Annotated in this window: 17 protein-coding genes; 15 read left to right on the top strand and 2 right to left on the bottom strand. The window is 62.6% G+C overall.

The features are described 5' to 3' along the window. Nucleotides 1-43: 43 nt before the first annotated feature. From tgt to motB, 6 genes are all read left to right on the top strand, one after another. Nucleotides 44-1159, top strand: a complete 1116-nt coding sequence (gene tgt / locus PY254_RS07455) for a tRNA guanosine(34) transglycosylase Tgt (RefSeq protein WP_281014824.1) — start codon at nt 44-46, stop codon at nt 1157-1159. Nucleotides 1160-1313: 154 nt separating this feature from the next. Further along, a complete protein-coding gene (yajC, locus tag PY254_RS07460) occupies nt 1314-1649 on the top strand; it encodes a preprotein translocase subunit YajC (RefSeq protein ID WP_281014825.1) in 336 nt (111 codons plus the stop codon). A gap of 110 nt (nt 1650-1759) precedes the next feature. Next, complete coding sequence (gene secD / locus PY254_RS07465) at nt 1760-3643, top strand: protein translocase subunit SecD (protein ID WP_281014826.1); 1884 nt, start codon at nt 1760-1762, stop codon at nt 3641-3643. 9 nt (nt 3644-3652) lie between these two features. Continuing rightward, nucleotides 3653-4615: a protein translocase subunit SecF gene (secF, locus tag PY254_RS07470; RefSeq protein WP_281014827.1), complete on the top strand. Its 963-nt coding sequence runs from the start codon at nt 3653-3655 to the stop codon at nt 4613-4615. A gap of 165 nt (nt 4616-4780) precedes the next feature. Beyond that, nucleotides 4781-5650, top strand: a complete 870-nt coding sequence (gene motA / locus PY254_RS07475; RefSeq protein ID WP_281014828.1) for a flagellar motor stator protein MotA — start codon at nt 4781-4783, stop codon at nt 5648-5650. Further along, nucleotides 5647-6744 carry a flagellar motor protein MotB gene (gene motB / locus PY254_RS07480; RefSeq protein WP_281014829.1) on the top strand — a complete coding sequence of 366 codons (1098 nt, stop codon included), beginning with the start codon at nt 5647-5649 and terminating at the stop codon, nt 6742-6744. The genes motA and motB overlap by 4 nt, the downstream gene beginning before the upstream one ends. On the opposite strand, the gene murU is transcribed toward motB, so the two are convergent. Beyond that, complete coding sequence (gene murU, locus PY254_RS07485) at nt 6714-7475, bottom strand: N-acetylmuramate alpha-1-phosphate uridylyltransferase MurU (RefSeq protein ID WP_281014830.1); 762 nt, start codon at nt 7473-7475, stop codon at nt 6714-6716. The genes motB and murU overlap by 31 nt on opposite strands. Continuing rightward, nucleotides 7472-8482: an aminoglycoside phosphotransferase family protein gene (locus PY254_RS07490; protein WP_281014831.1), complete on the bottom strand. Its 1011-nt coding sequence runs from the start codon at nt 8480-8482 to the stop codon at nt 7472-7474. The genes murU and PY254_RS07490 overlap by 4 nt, the downstream gene beginning before the upstream one ends. Nucleotides 8483-8828: 346 nt before the next feature. Between PY254_RS07490 and PY254_RS07495 the strand changes: the two genes are divergently transcribed. The 9 genes from PY254_RS07495 to panE all read left to right on the top strand — a co-directional run bounded on the left by PY254_RS07495 (nt 8829) and on the right by panE (nt 18251). Next, nucleotides 8829-10112 carry an MFS transporter gene (locus PY254_RS07495; RefSeq protein ID WP_281014832.1) on the top strand — a complete coding sequence of 428 codons (1284 nt, stop codon included), beginning with the start codon at nt 8829-8831 and terminating at the stop codon, nt 10110-10112. Nucleotides 10113-10269: 157 nt separating this feature from the next. Next, complete coding sequence (locus tag PY254_RS07500; protein WP_281014833.1) at nt 10270-10758, top strand: SUF system Fe-S cluster assembly regulator; 489 nt, start codon at nt 10270-10272, stop codon at nt 10756-10758. 8 nt (nt 10759-10766) lie between these two features. Further along, on the top strand, nt 10767-12233 hold the full coding sequence (gene sufB, locus PY254_RS07505; protein WP_281014834.1) for a Fe-S cluster assembly protein SufB: 1467 nt from the start codon (nt 10767-10769) through the stop codon (nt 12231-12233). Next, nucleotides 12230-12682, top strand: coding sequence for a lysozyme inhibitor LprI family protein (locus PY254_RS07510; protein ID WP_281014835.1), 453 nt, complete (start codon nt 12230-12232; stop codon nt 12680-12682). Before sufB ends, PY254_RS07510 begins: the two co-directional genes overlap by 4 nt. Before the next feature lie 157 nt (nt 12683-12839). Beyond that, entirely contained in the window at nt 12840-13592 is a 753-nt protein-coding gene (sufC, locus tag PY254_RS07515; RefSeq protein WP_281015181.1) for a Fe-S cluster assembly ATPase SufC, read from the top strand. Continuing rightward, nucleotides 13589-14911, top strand: a complete 1323-nt coding sequence (gene sufD, locus PY254_RS07520; protein WP_281014836.1) for a Fe-S cluster assembly protein SufD — start codon at nt 13589-13591, stop codon at nt 14909-14911. The genes sufC and sufD overlap by 4 nt, the downstream gene beginning before the upstream one ends. A 156-nt stretch (nt 14912-15067) precedes the next feature. After that, complete coding sequence (locus PY254_RS07525) at nt 15068-16312, top strand: aminotransferase class V-fold PLP-dependent enzyme (protein WP_281014837.1); 1245 nt, start codon at nt 15068-15070, stop codon at nt 16310-16312. 87 nt (nt 16313-16399) lie between these two features. Then, nucleotides 16400-17314: a 1-acylglycerol-3-phosphate O-acyltransferase, YihG family gene (locus PY254_RS07530; protein WP_281014838.1), complete on the top strand. Its 915-nt coding sequence runs from the start codon at nt 16400-16402 to the stop codon at nt 17312-17314. A 1-nt stretch (nt 17315) separates the two neighbouring features. Then, nucleotides 17316-18251, top strand: coding sequence for a 2-dehydropantoate 2-reductase (gene panE / locus PY254_RS07535; protein WP_281014839.1), 936 nt, complete (start codon nt 17316-17318; stop codon nt 18249-18251). Nucleotides 18252-18282: the final 31 nt, after the last annotated feature.

Raw genomic sequence — 18282 nt, forward strand, 5'->3', positions numbered from 1 at the left:
GCAGAGCGAGCCGAGCGCGCAGCGTGCGGGTAAACTTGCGCGGATGACTTCCCTGACCTTCGATCTCTCGGCCACCGACGGCGCTGCCCGCCGTGGCCGCCTCACCTTCCCTCGCGGCACCATCGAGACGCCGGCGTTCATGCCGGTGGGCACGTATGGCTCGGTCAAGGCGATGACGCCGCGCGACGTGACCGAGACCGGCGCCGAGATCATCCTGGGCAACACGTTCCATCTGTTCCTGCGGCCGGGGCTGGAGATCGTCGAGAAGTTCGGCGGCCTGCACAAGTTCATCGGCTGGGACAAGCCGATCCTCACCGACTCCGGTGGTTTCCAGGTGTTCTCGCTGGCGCACAAGCGCAAGATCACCGAGGAGGGCGTGACATTTGCCTCGCCGGTGGATGGCTCGAAGGTGTTCCTGTCGCCGGAAGTGTCGATGCAGATCCAGAAAGTGCTGGATTCGGACATCGCGATGATTTTCGATGAATGCACGCCGTACCCCGCCACCGAGAAGGTGGCCTCGGATTCGATGGAGCTGTCGCTGCGCTGGGCGGCACGCTCGCGTCAGGCCTTCGACGAGCTGAAGAACCCGAACTCGCTGTTCGGCATCGTGCAGGGCAGCGTCTACGAAAACCTGCGTCGACGCTCGGCGGCAGGGCTGATCGATATCGGTTTTGATGGTTATGCGGTCGGTGGGCTGGCGGTGGGTGAGCCGGAGGCCGAGCGCAACCATGCGCTGGATTTCACCGTGCCCTTGCTGCCTGCCGACAAGCCGCGCTACCTGATGGGCGTGGGTCGGCCCGAGGACATCGTCGAGGCCGTACGCCGCGGCATCGACATGTTCGATTGCGTGATGCCGACCCGCAACGCGCGCAACGGCTTCCTGTTCACCGCCGAAGGCACGTTGCGTATCCGCAACGCGAAGTTTTCCACCGACACTCGGGTGATCGAGGAGGGCTGTGATTGCTACAGCTGCCGCAACGGTTTCAGCCGCGCCTACCTGCGTCATCTTGATCGTTGCAATGAAATTCTCGGCAGCCAGCTCGCCACCATGCACAACCTGCGTTACTACCAGCGGTTGATGGCGGGCCTGCGCGAGGCGATCGCCGGACAGGCACTGGAGGCGTTTGTGGCGAAATTTTACGCTCTGCGCGGGGTTTGAGCAGGGTTAGCGTTACTTTTCGCGGGGAAAAAGTGACTGTGACCCGGCCGGGAAGCTGCCGTGCACGCCCGGGGGGTGCATGGCATAATCGGGAATCTTTATTCAGGCATTCTGTCGAAAACCTCGACAGCGCCATAACTTGCGAGACAAATCCATGAGTTTTCCGATCTCTCCCGTGCTCGCCCAGGCCGCGGCTCCGCAGCCGGCCAGTAGTGGAAGCCTGCAAATGATCATCATGATGGTGGTGCTGTTCGGCCTTATGTATTTCATGATGATCCGCCCGCAGGCGAAGCGGCAGAAGGAGCATCGCGCGCTGATTGCCGGCCTGGCCAAGGGCGATGAAGTGGTCACCAACGGCGGCATTGCCGGACGTGTGGACGAAGTGGGCGAGACCTTCATCACCGTCGAGATCGCGGCCAACGTCAAGGTCAAGGTGCAAAAGGGCTCGGTGCAGCAGGTATTGCCCAAGGGTTCGCTGAAGTCTGTCTGAAGACGTGTCGCGCGCCGCCCGGCTTGGTTCGGGTGGTCATGGCGATGCAGCCTCTTTCCCGATTGTTGCTACCGCTGCGGCTTTTGCCGCGGCTTTGATGGATGCAAGGCATGAGTGATTTTCCTCGCTGGAAGTACGCGCTGGTCGCGCTGATGATGTTGTTCGGCGTGATTTACGCGCTGCCGAACGCGTTCCCGCCGCTGCAGGCGGTGCAGGTCACCGCAAATCGTGAAGCGCCGCCGATCAACGACGCCCTCAAACAGAAAGTCGAGGCCGGGCTGAAGGCGAAAAAAATTGCCGTGACGTCGGTCTTCGTCGAGGGCGACCACCTGCTGGCCACGTTCGCCAACTCCGACGTGCAGAAGAGTGGTTCGGACGAAATCAAGGCACTGCTAGGCGACGGCTACACGGTGGCGTTCAAGCTGCAGTCCAACGTGCCGCATTGGTTGGGCGCGATCGGTGCCCGTTCGATGCCGCTGGGCCTTGACCTGCAGGGTGGCGTGCACTTCCTGATGCAGGTCGACCAGAAGGACGCGATCGACAAGCAGGAAAACAGCTACGCCGACGACGTGCGCAGCCTGTTGCGGCAGAAGAACATCCGCTATGAGTCGGTGGTCCGCAATGCGGTTGCCGGGCAGGGCATCACGGTGATCCTGCGTTCCGCCGCCGATCGCTCCACCGCCTCGGATGCGATTGCCAACGAGTACACCGACCTCAACGTTTCCGAAGGCGCCAACACCGGTGACCGCTTCGTGTTGAACGTGGCGATCAAGCCGGAAAAGTTGCGTGAGCTGTCACGCAGTGCGATCACCCAGAACCTCGGCACCTTGCGTAACCGTATCAACGCGCTGGGCGTGTCCGAGCCGTTGATCCAGCAGCAGGGTGACAGCCGCATCGTGGTCGAGCTGGCCGGTGTGCAGGACCCGACCGAAGCGAAGAAACTGATCGGCGCCGTCGCCACGTTGCAGTACCGCCCGGGCATCGGTCAGCCTGGCGATCCGCGTGCCGTGGACGCGGCGCGTACGGGCAATATCCCGCCAGACGCCAACCTGTTCTACATGCGTGGTGATCATCGCCCGGTGCTGGTCAGCAAGCAGATCATCGTGACCGGCAACCAGCTGGTGGACGCTTCTTCCGGCATCGACCAGGAGAGTGGCACGCCGAAGGTCGACGTCACCCTGAACGCGGCTGGCGCCAGGAAGATGGCCGACTTCACGAATGCCAATGTCGGCAAGCCGATGGCGGTGGTGTACGTCGAAACGATTTACGAAACGAAGATTGTCGACGGCAAGGAAATCCGCGTACCGAAAGTCACCGAGACGGTCATCAATGACGCGAACATCGGCAGTCCCTTCAGCAGCAAGTTCCAGACCACCGGTCTGGGCAGCCCGAAGGAAGCATCCGAACTGGCCTTGCTGCTCAAGGGTGGCGCGCTGGCGGCTCCGATGGACATCGTCGCCGAGGGCGTGATCGGCGCCAGCCTGGGTCAGGACAACATCGACAAGGGTTTCATGGCGGTGATGCTCGGCCTGGCGCTGGTGTTGGTGGCCGCGGCGGTCTACTACAAGCTGTTCGGTCTGGTGGCCGATATCGCGTTGTTCTTCAACCTGGTGATCCTGGTGGCGGTGATGTCGCTGATCGGCGTCACCCTGACCATGCCTGGCGTGGCCGGTATCGTGCTCACCCTGGGCATGGCGATCGATGCGAACGTGCTGATCTGCGAACGCGTGCGTGAGGAATTGCGCAACGGTTCCAGCCCGCACGCCTCCATCCGCGCCGGTTACGAGAAGGCGTGGTCGACCATTCTGGACGCCAACGTCACCCACCTGATTGCCGCACTGGCACTGACCACAATGGGCAGCGGCGCGATCAAGGGCTTCGGCGTCACGCTGATGATCGGCATCCTGACTTCGCTGTTCACCTCGGTAACGTTGACGCATGCGTTCACCGCGGCGATCCACGGCAATCGCAAGCTCAAGACGCTGTCGGTCTAAGGAAACCCCATGGAAATCTTCAATCACGACAGCAATATCCACTTCCTGGGGATGCGCAAATACACCATTGCGCTCGCCATCCTGCTGATGATCGTCTCCATCGGCCTCATCGCGGTCAAGGGACTCAATTACGGCCTGGACTTCACCGGCGGCGTGTCGATGACCGTCGATTACGACCAGTCGGTGGAAATCGCCGATGTGCGCGCGGCGCTGGAAAAGGGCGGGCTGGATGGCGCCATGGTGCAGAGCCTCGGCGGCACGCGCGAGGTCTCCATCCGCATGCAGACCAAGGACGTGCCGGAAGCGGCCGATGCCAGTGGCAAGATCAACCTGGACCGCGTCGCCGCCAACGTCACCAAGGTGCTGCAGGCTGCACGCCCGGACGCCAAGTTGAAGAACCCCGAGTTCATCAGCGCCGAAGTGGGTGCCGAACTGCGCAGTGACGGTACCGTGGCTGCGGTGTTCGTGATCCTCGGCATCATGGCTTACCTGTGGATACGCTTCGAGCGTCGCTTCGCGATTGCCGCGGTGGCCACCGAAGTGCACGACGTGCTGGTCACGCTGGGCATTCTGGCGCTGGTGCAGCGTGAGTTCGACATGACCGTGCTGGCTTCGGTGCTGGCGGTGATCGGTTACTCGATCAATGACAAGGTGGTGGTGTTCGACCGTATCCGTGAGTTGTTCCGGCTGGCGCGCAAGGCCGAGCCGGAAGAGATTCTCAACCGCTCGATCAACAACACGCTGTCGCGAACCATCATCACCTCACTGTTCACCGCGATCACCATGGGCGCGCTGTTTTTCTTCGGCGGCACCGCGGTGCACGGCTTCGCGGTGACCATGCTGATCGGCATTCTGGTTGGCACGCTGTCCTCGATCTTCGTGGCCAGCCCGATCCTGCTGTGGCTGGGCGTGTCGAAGAAAGACTTGATGCCGGTGACCAAGGAAAACCCGGAGCTCGCACGGCGTCCGTAAGCGCAAGTATCTGCGGAGTCCACGAAAGGCCCGGCAATGCCGGGCCTTTCTGTTTGCGCGGGCTGTGATTTTTCTGCGACAGTCGACACCACGTGCGCCAGAATCCGGGTTACATATTTCTGGCCTGTGGTCGATAACTGGGGGTCGACCCCAAATGGAATCAGCATGCTTGTAGTTATTGGAACCCTGGTGGTCATCATCAGCGTGCTCGGCGGCTACATGCTGTCGCACGGCCACCTGCTGGCACTGTGGCAGCCGTATGAGCTGCTGATCATCGCTGGCGGTGCCGCCGGTGCATTCCTGATCGCCAATCCCATGAAGGTCGTCAAGGAGTCTTTCAGCGAAATGCTGGGTCTGTTGAAAGGTCCGGCCTATCGTCGGCAGGACTATGTCGACCTGCTCTCATTGCTTTACGACATTTTCAGTCTGATGCGAAAGAACGGCTTGCTCAGCCTGGAGTCGCATATCGAAGAACCCGCCAGCAGCGAGGTCTTTTCGGCGTATCCGCGATTGATGGGCGAGCATCATTTGATCGAGTTCATCACTGACTGCCTGCGCCTGATCGTGGGCGGCAGCATGAATCCGCATGAGCTGGAAGCACTGCTTGAACTGGAACTGGAGACCCATCACCAGGAAGCCGAGGCACCGGCGTCGGCCGTGATGAAGTCGGCCGACTCGCTGCCGGGCTTCGGTATCGTGGCGGCCGTGCTCGGTATCGTGACGACCATGTCGCAGCTCGGTGGCGACACCTCCAAGATCGGCGAACACATTGCCGGCGCACTGGTGGGAACCTTCCTCGGCATCCTGCTTTGCTATGGCTTTGGCGGGCCGTTGGCCTCGGCCATGGAAAGCCGGGCGCAGGAAGATGGCAAGGCGTTCGAGTGCGTGAAAGTGGCGATGATCGCCAACTTGCGCGGTTACAACCCGATGGTCTCGGTCGAATTTGCGCGCAAGTCACTGTCCGGCCATATCCGGCCGAGCTTTGTGGATCTTGAGGGGCATCTCAAGGGTGCACGTGCCGGGAACGGCGGATGAGCGACGATTCCGACCAGACCATCATCATCCGCAAGAGGCGCCGCCAGAAGCATGGCCATCATGGCGGTGCCTGGAAGGTGGCCTATGCGGATTTCGTGACCGCGATGATGGCGTTCTTCCTGGTGATGTGGCTGATCGGCGTAGGTACCCGCGAGCAGAAGGCGGCGATTTCCGAGTACTTCAAGAATCCCAGCATGACGCCCGGCACGGCGACTGTGGCGCCGCCAGGCAAGGACGGTCCAGGCGGTGCCAGCGACAGCATGATTGCGATGGGCGGCGCGATGGATATTTCACGCGGTCCCGGCAAGGACCGGCATGGCGTACCGGCGGTCAAGCACGACGTAGAGGAAGCGCGCAAACAGGCTCGTGCGGCGGACAAGGCGCGGCTGCAGGAGTTGATGAAGCATCTGAACGCGGCAATCCAGAACAGTCAGGCGCTGGCGCCGTTCAAGGATCAGCTGCTCATCGATATCACTCCGGAAGGTTTGCGCATCCAGATTGTCGACAAGCTCAATCGGCCGATGTTCGACATTGGCAGTGCCTCATTGAAACCCTACACGGTGCAGATCCTGCACGAGTTAGGCGAGACGATCGACGGCGTGCCGAACAAGATCAGCATTTCAGGTCATACCGATGACGCCCGCTATAGCAGTGAGCACAATTACAGCAACTGGGAATTGTCTGCCGATCGCGGCAACGCTGCCCGGCGTGCCTTGATTGACGGCGGACTGGACGCGGACAAGATTTCCCGCGTCGTCGGGCTGGCCGCCTCGGTGCCGTTTGACAAGCAACACCCTGCCGATCCGATCAATCGTCGCATCAGCATCATCGTGATGACCGATCAGGCTGAGAGTGCGGCGCGCGCGCAGGAGGCGCCGGACGCCAAGGGCGAAGTACCTCCGGCATCGTCGGCTTCCTCCGCGTCACCAGCGGCTTCCGCATCGTCAACGTTGCCGGTACCGCCCGTGGTGCAGCCTGCCTCCGTCGTGGCACTGCCGCCGTTGCCAGCGCTGCCTACGGTGATCAGCCGTGCCAACCCCGCCGGGATCGAGCCGGGCGAGGCTCAGCCGCCGGTGAAGTCAGCGTCACACTGACCCGTTGCCTGGTGACGCTCGACGGCAAGCCCCGTCAAGTGCGCGTCGATCTGTTCGAGGCGCGCCGGTGTGCCGACGTCGGTCCACTCGCCTTGATGGTGCACGCCGGTGACGGCATCTCGTTCCATGGCCGGCAGCAAAACGTGGCGCAGCTTGAAAGCAGGCGTGGTGGATGTCGGGTCGGCTGCGTTGCCAACGATATCCTTCCAGCCGTCCAGCAGTTCGCGGCGAAACACGCCGATGCCGCTGAACGTGAATTTCGGTGCCCCGGTGACATGCAGAACGCCTTGCGGATCCAGCGCAAAATCACCTTCGGGATGGTGCGCCGGATTGGCGACCATCAGCAGATGGGCCAGCCCGCGCGGTGCTGCCGGCAAGCTGGCCAGATCGGCGTCGCACCAGATGTCACCGCTGATCGCCAGGAACGGTTCGTGGCCAAGCAGCGGCAGCGCGTTCAACATGCCGCCGCCGGTTTCCAGCGGCGTCGGGCCTTCATAGGCGTAGCGAATTCGCAATCCCCAGCGCGAGCCGTCACCCAGCACGGCAGGAAACTGTTCGGCCAAGTGCGAGGTGTTGATCACCACGTAATGCACGTCAGCCGCCGCCAGCCGTTCCAGATGCCACACGATCAACGGCTTGCCGCCGACGCGCAGCAGCGGCTTCGGCGTGTGGTCGGTCAGCGGACGCATGCGCTCGCCGAGACCCGCGGCAAAGATCAGTGCGTGCCTCATGCGGCCACCGCCTGGCGCAGGTCGCGTGTGCCGACCTTTCGCTGCAGAAAACTCACCAGCTCGGCCAGTTCGGGATAGCGCTCCGCCACCTCGATCACGTAGTCATACACGCGGGGCAAATCGTCGAGATAGCCGGACTTTCCATCGCGGTAATACAGCCGGCAAAAGATGCCGAGCACCTTGATGTGACGCTGCAGTCCGATCAGGTCGAACCAGCGCAGAAAACGTTCGCGACAGACCGTGCTATCGATCAGGCCAGCATCCAGCAGGCGCATTCGGTACGACTCGGCCCACGCTTCCACTCGCATGCGATCCCATACGATGTAGCAGTCACGCAGCAGAGAGGCCAGGTCGTAGGTGATTGGGCCCAGCAGCGCGCCCTGAAAATCGATGATGCCCGGATTGTTGTGTGGCGTGATCAGCAGGTTGCGGCTGTGAAAGTCACGATGCACGAAGCAGCGTGGTTGTTCCAATGCATTTTTCAGCAACACGGTGAACGCTGACTCCAGCACGTCCCACTCTTCGCATTCGGGCGTGCAGCCAAGATGCCGTTGCAGGAACCACGTCGGCATGATCTCCAGCTCGCGTTGCAGGAAGGCATGGTCATACGCGGGCAAATCCTTGACGGCCACGTCGCGTTGCATTCGCAACAGTGCATCCATGGCGTCGCCATAGAGCGTGTCCACGCTGTGGTCGTTCAAGGCGGGCAGATAGAGCTGCGCGCCGAGGTCTTCGATCAGCAGAAAACCCTGCTCAAGATCCTGTGCGCGTACCGCCGGCACATGCAGCCCGGCAGCGGACAGCCGCGCGCCGATTTCCAGCCACGGTGCGGGATCTTCCTGTGCGGGCGGCGAGTCCATCACGATCCAGCTCTGTCCGGCCTGGTGCGTGCGCCAGTAGCTGCGGAAGCTGGCATCGGCAGACGCTGGTTCAAGCGTCAGCGTGGCGTCGGCCAGTACGGTACGAAGCCAGTTGAGACGGGCGGTGGCGCGAGGAGTGGCGATCATGGAAAGCAGCCGAAAAGAACAGCTGCAGCTTAGCGGGTAGATCGCCTTTCGGGGTGTTGGGCGAAGGTTTTGAGCGTGGCCTGTGCGTGCCCATGAGCCGGCCGTTTGAGGGTTCGGCGATACGCCGATGTCATCGCTGATCTGGCCGGTGCTGACCACACCGCTCGCCAGCCTTGCCAGGGAATGGTGTGCTGCAGTTGATTCCTGTCCCTCGCAAGCAGCATCAGACTCACGCTATCTGCCAGCACGCGCGCTCTTCGACGGCATCGTCGGGCAAGTCATGAGAATCTGCGTGCAGTGCCGGCGGTGGTGTATGAAGATGCTGGCTGGTCCAGGGTAATCCAACATGCACGACGATCAGCCGCACTCGACATGGCAAGCGCCTGCCGAAGAAGCTTCTTCAGCGGAGCCCGGCAGCGTTGGCTGGGGTTTTGTCGCCGCTTACGCCGCGTGTTACACCGGATTGTGGATGGCCTTGTTGTCGCCGATCCTGGTGGGCTTGACCTTGCGTGTGCGGGTGATCGATCCGCTGCATGCCGCCGGCAGTCTTTCCCTCGTGATGAGCGCGGGTGCCTTGCTGGCGATGTTCGGCAATCCCTTTTTCGGTCAGTTGTCGGATCGCACAACGTCGCGTTTTGGCATGCGCCGGCCGTGGCTGATCGTCGGTGCACTGGGCGGCTTGGTCGGGCTGGCCTTGGTGGCGCAAGCCGTGTCGATTCCGCAGTTGCTGTTGGGTTGGTGCATCACGCAGTTGGCCTTCAATGCGCAATTGGCCGCGCTGGTCGCCATCCTGTCCGATCAGGTGCCGCGGCATCAGCGGGGCACGGTGTCGGGCGTGGTGGGGATCAGCATGCCAGTGGGCATGGTGGGCGGTACATTCCTCGTGCAGATGCTGGCGGACTCCACGCTGGCCATGTTTCTTGTGCCGGGCGCTCTGGCTGTTGTCAGTGCGCTGGGTCTTGCCTGGGTGTTGCCTGATCGAACGCTGCCCGCAGGGACACATCCGCGTTATGCGTTGCGCGACTTTCTTGGCAGCTTCTGGATACGCCTCTGGCGCTTCCCTGATTTCGGCTGGGCCTGGAGCAGCCGCTTCCTGTTTTTCGCGGGGGTCTCGGTATTGTTGACCTATCAGGGCTTCTACCTGATCACACAACTGGGACGTGCGCCGGCGGAAGTCGCGCATTTGATCCTGCTGTCCACCCTGGTGCAGTCCGGCGCGCTGGTGATTTTCAGTGGGGTGGTCGGTCGATGGTCCGACGCCATCGGGCGGCGCAAGGTGTTCGTGTCAACCGCTGCCTTGATCTACACGCTGGCCTTGCTGGTGATCGCGTTTGCCGATTCCTACGGAGGGTTCCTGCTGGGCATGGCAATCAGTGGCGCCGGGCAGGGTATGTATCAGGCGGTTGATCTGGCCTTGGTGACCGACGTGTTGCCGCAGCGCGAAACGCATGCGGCCCGGAATCTGGGCATTTTCAATATTGCCAGCGTCATGCCGCAGTCGCTGGTACCGGCGCTGGCCCCGCTCATTCTGGTGGCGAGCCACGGCACGTATACAGCCTTGTTTGTGGTCGCGGCGGGTCTGGTGGCGCTGGGTGCGTGGGCCATTCAACCGGTCCGTGCGGTACGTTGAAAAGCTGGCCTGCCGACCACCCAGTGGTGCGTCGCGCGTGCCATGCAAGCTGTCGAAACGGCGGTTTTCCCGGCACGGGTACGGCACCGGGATTGACCTCGGCAGTTTGAATCAGTACCATTTTAGTCCCGATTCAAAAGCCCCCTCCGAGCGCCCCATGCTCCGCGTCAGCCGACTGACCGATTACGCCACCGTGGTGATGACCTGCATCGCTGCGCACCCGACCGAGGTGCTCAGTGCGGTGCAGATCGCTGACGAGACGCGGCTGGAGTTGCCGACGGTGAGCAAGCTGCTGAAGGCGCTGGGCCACGCCGCGTTGGTGGAATCCTTCCGTGGCGTCAACGGCGGCTATCGGCTGGCCCGTTCGGCCGACGACATTTCACTGGTCGAGATCGTCGAGGCAATCGAAGGCCCGATCGGCATGACCGAATGCAGCATGGCCGAAGGCCAATGCGATCGCGAAGCCCAATGCGGCGTGCGCGGCAGCTGGCAGCTGGTCAACAACGTGCTGGACAACGCGCTGCGCGCCGTCAGCCTCGCCGACATGCTGAAGCCACAACTCCCGCGGCCCTCGCGCCGAACGGTCGCCGTGGCCGTGAGCAGCATCGCGATGCCGGCCAAATCCCGCCGGGTCACCACCGAATGAACGAGATCATGAACGAGCAGAGCAGCACCGCCACCGCGTTGCGTGACAACGCCGCCGTCGCCGAGGCACTGGGCCGCACCTATAGCGCGGGCTTTGTCACCAAGATCGAGATGACCGGCCTGCCACCGGGGCTGGATGAAGATACCGTGCGGGCGATCTCGGCGGTCAAGGGTGAGCCGGAGTGGATGACGCAGTGGCGTCTGGAGGCCTATCGCCATTGGCTGACCATGCCCAAGCCCGACTGGGCCAAGCTCAATATCGATCCGATCGACTATCAGGCGATCAGCTATTACGCCGCGCCGAAGGTGCAGCCGAAGTCGCTGGCCGAGGTTGATCCAGCGTTGCTGGAAACCTACGAGAAGCTGGGTATTCCGCTGCACGAGCGCGCCGCGCTGGCGGGTGTGGCGGTGGATGTGGTGTTCGACTCCGTGTCGGTCGGCACCACCTTCCGCAAGCAGCTGGCCGCGGCTGGCGTGCTGTTCTGTTCGATGAGCGAGGCGATTCGCGAATACCCGGAAATCGTTCGCAAGTATCTCGGCAGCGTGGTGCCGACCGGTGACAACTTCTTCGCCGCGTTGAATTCGGCGGTGTTCTCGGACGGCAGCTTCGTGTTCATCCCCAAGGGCGTGCGCTGCCCGATGGAGCTGTCCACCTATTTCCGCATCAACGCGCAGAACACCGGGCAGTTCGAACGCACGCTGATCATTGCCGAGGAGGGCGCTCATGTGTCCTATCTCGAAGGCTGTACCGCGCCCAAGCGCGACGAAAACCAGTTGCATGCGGCGGTGGTCGAGCTGGTCGCGCTGGAAAAAGCGCAGATCAAATATTCCACCGTGCAGAACTGGTATCCGGGCGACGAAAACGGCGTGGGCGGCATCTACAACTTCGTGACCAAGCGGGGTGATTGTCGCGGTGACGATTCGAAGATCAGCTGGACCCAGGTTGAAACCGGCTCGGCGATCACCTGGAAATATCCTTCGGTGGTGCTGCGTGGTGATCGTTCGGTTGGTGAGTTCTATTCGGTGGCGCTGACCCATCACTTCCAGCAAGCCGACACCGGCACCAAGATGATTCACCTGGGCAAGCACACCAAGTCCAAGATCGTCTCCAAGGGCATCAGCGCCGGGCGCAGCTCGAACAGCTATCGCGGGCTGGTGAAGATGGAGAAGGGCGCCGAGGGCGCACGCAATTACACCCAGTGCGACAGCTTGTTGATCGGCAAGAAGTGCGGCGCGCACACCTTCCCGTACATGGAAGTGAAGAACCCCACCGCGATCGTCGAGCACGAGGCGACCACCTCGAAAATTTCCGACGAGCAGATGTTCTATTGCCGCAGTCGCGGCATCAGCGAAGAAGATGCCGTGTCGATGATCGTCGACGGCTTCTGCAAGCAGGTGTTCCGCGAGCTGCCGATGGAATTCGCGGTGGAAGCGAAGAAACTGCTTGAGGTCTCGCTGGAAGGAGCGGTCGGATGAAACTCGCTGCTGCGCTGACCGCGCTTCTTTTGGCGCTTCCCGTTGCCGTTCGGGCGGGGGACGCGGGTGGGGACTTCATCCAGTGCAATCCGCAAGGTTCGCAGACAGAGCTGAATGCCTGTGCGGGCGCGGGCTTTGGCCGCGCTGACGCCGAGCTCAATCAGGTGTGGAAGGCGATCCAGGCCAGATACGCTGATCAGCCACAGTTTTTGAGCCAACTGAAGACAGCGCAGCAGGCGTGGCTGGTATTCCGCGATGCGGAGCTGGCGGCGAAGTTCCCGCTGGCCGCCGGAGAGCGGGCGAACGTGCAGTACGGGTCGGTGTTCCCGATGTGCGAGAGCCAGTTCAAGGCCGAATTGACCAGGCAGCGCGTCGCGCAACTGAAGGTGTGGCTCGATGGTGTGGAAGAGGGCGAGGTTTGCAGCGGTTCGGTCAAGTTGAAAGAGTAATCGCGGTGACTCATGCCCATGCCACGCATATCGTGCTGCGATCCATCCACGCTAGTGACGTGTTGCAACCGCTGCGCTGATCGCGAGCCGTCGATGACGAAACCCGCGATGCCCTGTTGAACCCTCCAGAAATTATTTGTCAGGCAACCTCATGACCATGCTGAAAATTGAAAACCTGCACGCACGCGTCGCGGGCAAGGAAATCCTCAAAGGGTTGAGCCTCACCGTGAATGCGGGCGAAGTGCACGCGATCATGGGGCCGAACGGCGCCGGCAAGTCGACCCTGGGCAACGTGCTGTCCGGCCGCGACGGTTATGAAGTGACGGCGGGTACGGTGACCTACAACGGCATCGACCTGCTGGCGCTGGAACCCGAAGCACGCGCCGCTGCCGGCGTGTTCCTGGCGTTCCAATACCCGGTGGAAATTCCCGGCGTCAACAACACCTATTTCCTGCGTGCGGCGCTGAATGCGCAGCGCAAGCAGCGTGGCGAGAAGGAACTGGATTCCATGCAGTTCCTCAAGCTGGTGCGCGAGAAGCTGAAGGTGATGCAGATCTCCGACGAGCTGCTGCATCGCGCTGTCAATGAGGGTTTCTCCGGTGGCGAGAAGAAGCGCAACGAGATCTTCCAGATGGCCGTGCTGGAGCCGCAACTGGCGATCCTCGACGAGACCGATTCCGGCCTGGACATCGATGCGCTGAAGCAGGTCGCACAGGGCGTCAACACGCTGCGTTCGCCCGAGCGTGCATTCCTGATGATCACCCACTACCAACGCCTGCTCGACTACGTGGTGCCGGATTTTGTGCACGTGCTGGCCGATGGCCGCATCGTGGAAAGCGGTGACAAATCACTGGCGTTGCGGCTGGAAGAGCATGGCTACGCAGGCATCAAAGAGGGAGCGGCAGCATGAGCCAGCCGGCTTTGTTGCCCTTGGTCGAGTCGCTGCTCGACACGCCGCTGCCGGCCAGCGGCATTGCCTGGCTGGATGCCGCCAGGCAGGAAAGTCGCGAGGCCTTTGCGGCAGCGGGCTTGCCGGATACGCGGGTCGAGGCATGGAAATACACCGCCTTGCGCGCGCTCTCGCAGCGCCGCTTCGCGGGGGGTGACGCGACGGCACTGGCGCGCATGGTTGATGCCGCGACACTGGCCTTGCCCGGTGTGCAGGGCGCGCAGCTGGTTTTCGTCAACGGCGTTTTCCGCGCTGACCTTTCAACCTTGAACGCATTGCCCGAGGGGCTGACTCTGCAGCCGCTCTCGCAAGTGCTCAGCGAGGATGCCGAGCCGCTGCGCTTTGGCTGGTCGCGAGCGGCTGCTAGCGCCAAGGCGCAGGATGCCGGCGATGCTTTCGCGCGGATCAACGCCGCCAATGCCACCGATGGCATGGTGCTGCGGGTAGCGGCCAACACCACGATCGAGCAGCCGGTGCATCTGGTTTTCGTGGGCGCGGATGGCGAAGCCGAACTGGTCTGGCATGTGCGCAACCTGGTCGAGCTGGCTGCGGGTGCTTCGCTCACCCTGATCGAGCAGCACGTTGGCAGCGGCGAGCAGGCGCAGCTGGCGACCTTTGTCAGCGACATCCATCTGGGCGAAGGCGCAAAGCTGCGCCACACCACGCTGCAGAATGCGGCGCCGGCGACGAACCTGCTCCGCCACAGCCACCTGCGCCTGCAGGCGCGCAGCGAAGCGATCCTGCACGTGATCGAGCTGGGCGGCGCGCTGGTACGCCACGACCTGCAGGTCGAACTGGTCGGTGACGACGCGAAGCTGCAGACGCGCGGCGTGTTCATGCCGCACGGCCGCCAGCATATCGATACCCAGCTGGCGATCCGTCATCAGGCGCTGAACACCAGCTCCAGTTCCAACTGGCGCGGCGTGGCCAACGATCGGGCCCGCGGCGTGTTTCGCGGCGCGATCGTGGTGGCACCCGGCGCCGATGGCAGTGATGCCAGCCTCAGCAACAAGAATCTGCTGTTGTCGCCGAGCGCCGAAATCGACACCAAGCCGGAGCTGGAGATTTACGCCGACGAAGTGCAAGCCGCTCACGGTGCCACCGTCGGTCAGCTCGATGAGCGCTCGCTGTTCTACCTGCAGTCGCGCGGCATTCCGTTGGCCGATGCACGTGCCCTGCTGACCGCCGCATTCTGCCGCGCCGTGTTGGATGATTTGCCGAACTCCGAACTGCGCGAGCATCTGTCGGGTTTGCTGATCGCACAGTTGCCAGGCGCCTGATTCACGGAGCCGCGAAGTAGATCAAAACCCGGAAAAACCCTCTCCCCTGCGGGGAGAGGGAAGGGGTGAGGGGCCACGCCAACGCACAGCTTCATCGAAGCAGCACAGTCAATGCCCACTCTCGCGCCAAACCTCATCGAAGCGGACAGAGCCCGAATGAACGCACCAGCCAGCACGCCCACCGTCTTCGATGTCCAGCGCATCCGCGCCGACTTTCCGCTGCTGTCGCGCACCGTGCATGGCAAGCCGCTGGTGTATTTCGACAACGCGAATACCAGCCAGAAGCCGTTGTCGGTGATCGAGGCGATGAACGCTCACTATCGCCAGCACAACGCCAACGTGTCGCGTGCCGTGCATCTGCTGGGCGAAGAAGCCACGGCGGCTTATGAAGGTGCGCGCGACAAGCTGGCGCAGTTCATCAACGCGCCGTCGCGCAATGAGTTGATCCTTACCTCGGGAACCACCCAGGCAACCAACCTGGTGGCTTACAGCTACGCGCTGCCGCGTCTGAAACCGGGTGATGCGATCCTCACCACGGTGATGGAACATCACGCCAACATCGTGCCGTGGCAACTGGTGGCCGGGCGCGCTGGGGCCACGGTGAAAGCGGCGCCGATCAACCAGCGCGGCGAGCTGATCGTCGAGCAGTACATCGCCATGCTTACGCCCGAAGTGAAGCTGGCCTGCGTCACCCAGGTGTCCAACGTGTTGGGCACCGTCAATCCGGTGCGCGAGATTGCGCGTGAATGCAAAAAGCGTGGCATCCCGTTGCTGGTCGACGGCTCGCAGGCGGTGCCGCATCGGCCGGTCGACGTGCAGGCGCTGGGCTGCGACTTCTATGCGCTGACCGGACACAAGATGCTCGGGCCGACCGGCACCGGCGCGTTGTGGGCAAAGCGCGAACATCTGGAGGCGATGCCACCGTTCTTTGGTGGCGGCGAAATGATTCGTGAAGTGCGGTTCGAAGGCACCACCTTTGCCGAGGTACCGCACAAGTTCGAGGCTGGCACGCCGAATATCGCCGGCTTCGTGGGGCTGGCTGCAGCCATCGACTACTACCAGTCGGTCGGCTTCGACGCGATCCACGCCTGGGAGCAGCAATTGCTGGCCTACGCCACGGAGCGCCTGAGCGAGATTCCCGGCCTGCGCATTGTCGGCGAAGCTGCCGAGAAGGAAGCGGTGATCTCGTTCCTGATCGAGGGCGCGCAAGCCACGGACCTGGCTACCTTGCTCGATCTGCAGGGTGTGGCCGTGCGTTCCGGACACCATTGCGCGCACCCACTGATGCAGTTCTTCGGCGTACCTTCCACCTTGCGTGCGTCGTTGGCGTTCTACAACACGCGCGAGGAGGTGGACGAGTTCATCGTCGCCTTGCTCAAGGTGCGCAAGCTGCTGATGTGAAGCAGCTGCCGTTTCGCGCTTGCCAGCATGGCTCTTCCGGCCCGCGCAAGGCATCATGGTCGGCAGTTTTCCCTGCGTAGCCTGCCCATGCTTGTCTCCCTGCCTTCCGTGTTGCGCATCCCGCTGGCGATGCTGCTGCTTTTTTTGAACGTCGTGCTGCACGTGCTGCCGCTGATCGCGCTTGCCTTGCTCAAGGTGGTGGTGCCGCTGGGTTTCGTGCGGCGCCCGCTGTCACGCGTGCTGGTGCTGATCGCCGAGAGCTGGATCGGCTTCAACAATGTGCTGTTCAAACTGTTTACCCGCGTCCGCTGGCAAGTCGAGGGGCTGGACGGCCTGCGACGCGACGGCAATTACCTGGTGCTGAGCAATCACCAGAGCTGGGTCGATATTCCGGTACTGCAGAAAGTCTTCAACCGGCGCATCCCGTTCATGCGCTTCTTCCTGAAGCAGCAATTGATCTGGGTGCCGCTGCTGGGGCCGGCATGGTGGGCGCTGGATTTCCCGTTCATGAAGCGCTACTCGCGGCAGACCCTGTTGCGTCACCCGGAACTGCAAGGCAAGGACCGCGAGGCGACCAAGCGCGCCTGCGAGAAATTCCAGCACATGCCGGTGGCGGTGATGAATTTTGCCGAAGGCACGCGCTTCACCCAGGTCAAGCACGACGCGCAATCGTCGCCGTACCAGTATCTGCTGCGACCCAAGGCAGGCGGTGTGTCCTTCGTGCTTGATGCGATGGGCAAGGCGCTGCACGCGATCGTCGATGTCACCATCGTCTATCCGGAGGGCCCGTGCACGCTGATGGATCTGATTGCCGGCCGCGTGCACGACATTCGGGTGCATGTGCGCGAGCGACCCATCGATGCCGGATTGATCGGCAGCTATGACGAGGACGCGGCGTTTCGTGGCCGGGTCAAGGCATGGATGAATACCTTGTGGGTCGACAAGGACGCGCAGATAGCACGCATGCGTACGGCCACCGATGCCGCCTCGACGGGGCACTGACATGCGCATCCTGATGGTTGGCGCCGGTGCCACCGGCGGATACTTCGGGGGACGTTTGTTGCAGCACGGTCGCGATGTCACCTTCCTGGTGCGCGACCGGCGCGCCCGGCAACTGGCGCAGCATGGTTTGCTGATCCGCAGTGCCACCGGTGATGCTGATCTGCCCGCACCACCGACGATTGCTGCCCATGAATTGCGCGAGCCCTTTGACCTGATCGTGCTCAGCTGCAAAGCCTACGGACTGCAACAGGTGATGGCCGATATCGCCCCGGCCGTTGGCCCGCAGACGGCGATCCTGCCGCTGCTCAACGGCATGCAGCAACTGGATTTGCTGGATGAAAAGTTCGGTGCGCAGCAGGTTCTTGGCGGCCAGTGCGTGATCTCCGCCACGCTGGATGCGCACGGCGTAGTGCAGCACCTCAACCGGATGCACAGCATCACCTTCGGCGAGCGTGATGGCAGCAACTCGCCGCGCATGCAGGAAATCATCCGCGCCTTTGCCGATGCGGGGTTCGACTCGCGCCCCAGCAACACGGTGGTGCAGGAGATGTGGGACAAGTGGTTTTTCCTCGCCACCTTGGCCGGCATCACCTGCCTGCTGCGTGGTTCCATTGGCGAGATCGTGGCAGTTCCTGGCGGACGGGCGACCACGCTGGCGTTGCTGGAGGAATGCCGCACCGTGGCCGAGCGTGCAGGGCATGCGCCCAGTGAACGCGTGCTGGAACGGGCGCGCGGCATTCTCACCGATCCCGCATCGACGCTTGCCGCCTCGATGTTGCGCGACCTGCAGCACGGTCATCCGATCGAGGCCGATCATGTGGTTGGCGACATGCTGGCCCGGGCCGAGCGCGCCGATGGCGAGACTTCGTTGCTTGCCGTGGTCTACGCGCATTTGAAAGTCTACGAGGCCACGCGGGATTCCGCTGCTTCCGGCTGAGCAGCAGTGAAGAGCACAAAAAAGCCGCGGC

This window comes from Rhodanobacter sp. AS-Z3 (genome assembly GCF_029224025.1).
Classification (GTDB): domain Bacteria; phylum Pseudomonadota; class Gammaproteobacteria; order Xanthomonadales; family Rhodanobacteraceae; genus Rhodanobacter.